The sequence below is a fragment of the Sphaerisporangium dianthi genome, assembly GCF_042654065.1.
In the GTDB taxonomy this organism is placed as follows: Bacteria; Actinomycetota; Actinomycetes; order Streptosporangiales; family Streptosporangiaceae; genus Sphaerisporangium; species Sphaerisporangium dianthi.
The window spans coordinates 1-2,526 of record NZ_JBHSFP010000093.1; the positions used below are offsets into that span (position 1 = coordinate 1).

The window sequence follows — 2,526 nt, forward strand, 5'->3', positions numbered from 1 at the left end:
CGTACACCCGCAGCTCACTCGAACCGGTGGACGTCCACTGCTGACCGGCCTGGCCGTTGCAGTCGTAGATCTGCGCCTGGGCGCCGTTGGCCTGCGAGCCGCCGGTCACGTCCACACATCGGCCCGAACCCACACCCTTGATCGCACCCGTGCCGGTGCCCGAAGTGGGCGTCGGCGTCGGACTGGGACCCGCCTCACTGGCGGTGACGGTGAGAAGGACCGCCTCGCGGGCCGGCACGGTGACGGTGTAGCCGCCGCTGAAGGTCCCGGCGTCGGTCCCGGTCCACGGGTTGCGCACGGTGGCCGAGCCGGTGAGGCCGAGGTCGGACCACCGAGCGGTGATGGCGGCGGAGGAAGTGGTCCGGTTGAGCAGGAGCACCGCCCGGCGGCCGGTGCCCGAGAGGACCTTGCTGTACACCTGGCGCCCGCTCTGATCCTCGGCCACCTTCACCCCCTGCCGCCCGAGGGAGTCCTGGTCGACGGCCAGCACCTCCCGGTTGGTGAGGATGGCCTTGGTCTCGGCGCTCATGTCGGTGAGCTTGTTGCCGGCCAGCAGCGGAGCCCCCGAGATCGCCCACAGGCTCATGTGGGTGCGGTTCTGGGCCGCGGAGAAGTTCGGCATGCCGACGATGAGCATGTCGGGGTCGTTGTAGTGGCCGGGGGTCTGTGCGGAGGCGTGCTGGGCGGAGTCGAAGTTGGCGAGCACGCGATCCATCGACGCGGCCTGGCCCCAGTAGATGATGTCGCCGCTGGTGCGCCACATGGTGGACATGCCCGGCGCCCAGTCCCACGGGCTCTGGTTGCCCCAGTTGCAGATCGACAGCACCATCGGCCGGCCGGTCTGCGCCGTGGCCCTGCCGATGGCGTCGCTGATCGCCTGGTAGGTGCGGCGGGAATCCAGGCCCTCGGCGTTCCCTCCGCACCAGTCGACCTTGACGAAGTCGAAGCCCCACTGGGAGAACTGCAGGAAGTCCTGGTCGTAGTGGCCCTCGCTGCCGCTGCCCGGAGCGGCCGGCCGGCCGGTCGGGTAGTAGTAGCCGCATCCGTCGCGACCGGCGTCGGTGTAGATGCCGGCCTTCAGGCCCTTGCTGTGGATGTAGTCGGCGATCGCCTTCATCCCGCCCGGCCACTCGGCCGTGTCGACGGTGATGTTGCCGGCGGCGTCCCGCGTTCCCTGCCACCAGCCCTCGTCGATGTTGACGTACTGGTAGCCGGCGTCCTTCATGCCCGAGGACACCATCGCGTCCGTCTGGGCCTTGATCACGTTGTAGTTGATCTGGGCCGCGAAGGTGTTCCACGACGCCCAGCCCATCGGCGGAGTCGTCACCAGGGCGGCCGCCGCGGCGGCGTTCCTCGCGGCGGTGGCGGGCGCGGCGTCCGCGACGGCCCATCCCGCCGACACCAGGGCCAAAACCATCAGATGGACGACCACGACGACCAGCGGGCCGAATGGTCGCCGGGTCTGATCTGGGGATAGGGCCTTTTCGCCCATGCGTGAGCCTCCAGCGCTGGATCAATGAGAGATGGGGAGACCCGCGATCGACGACCGGCCCGCCGCCGGGACGTGTCGCAACCGAGGGGCTCCTGCCGCTCACCACCGACTCCGGCAGGAGGAAACCGCCTTGCGGACCCAGTGTGAAAACGAGGGAGAAACATGTCAAGACCATCAGAAAGCGGTTCGATCTCATGGCCGGGTGCTCTGGCAAGCCTGTGCCGGTGCGAAACGGCCATGCCATGTCGCGGCCTGGTGAACGTTTCATCACCACGGGCTCCCGCGGCGGTGCGGCCGTCCCTTGTTAGGGCAGATGGGCCGCTCCGGCGAACCGGAAGATCACGACGAGGCCGGTCGGAAGTCTTGACGCATCGTGTCGCGCGGTATTTGCTCCGCCACACCACCACCTCGTCCGGCTCGCGTGGAGGGAGTAACCGGCTCACCTGAAGTTGTGTTAGCGCTAACAATTGTCCTGCCGGAGCCGCCGCCGGCACGCCGAGACAGGTCGGGGCCGACCGTGGGATCTCGGGCGCTCGAAAGCCCCGTCCGTCACCCGCCACAAGCCCGGACCGGTCGCCGCCGATCTTTCCCCCAGGGAGTTTCATGTTCACAAGAGACGGCCGAGACGGTCCGCGTGCAGGTCGCCATCTCGCGGTGGGGCATTCCGGCTTCGCCGCGTTCCGGTGCGCGCCGACACAGGCGACCGGAGAGCGTCCATGCGATGCGACAGGCGACCTCGAATCCGGCGGTCCGGAATTCCCGCCACTCGCACCAGCTGATGAGAAGTCCACGATGTTAACGCTAACGACGCTGATCGGCTGGACGTGCCGGCGGCAGGCCGCGAGGGATTGAGCATGCGTAGATGGAGGCGATGGCTGACGGCCTCGCTGGTGGCCGTGGCCGTGGTCGCGGCGGGTACGGCGACGGGAGCCGGTGTCGCCAGCGCGGAGTCCAATGGCGGGGTGCGGGTGATGCCGCTGGGTGACTCGATCACCGAGGGCACGCAGGTGCCGGGCGGGTACCGGATCGGGTTG

Annotated in this window: 1 protein-coding gene and 1 pseudogene; one reads left to right on the top strand and one right to left on the bottom strand. The window is 68.8% G+C overall.

What is annotated here, in order from left to right; genetic code table 11:
- Positions 1–1,492, bottom strand: a 1,492-nt coding sequence (locus tag ACFO60_RS40700) for a ricin-type beta-trefoil lectin domain protein (RefSeq protein WP_380852873.1), incomplete at its 3' end; no start/stop codon positions are given.
- An 854-nt stretch (positions 1,493–2,346) separates the two neighbouring features.
- On the opposite strand from ACFO60_RS40700, the pseudogene ACFO60_RS40705 reads away from it, so the two are divergent.
- Positions 2,347–2,526: pseudogene (locus ACFO60_RS40705) on the top strand (SGNH/GDSL hydrolase family protein); the annotation flags it as partial.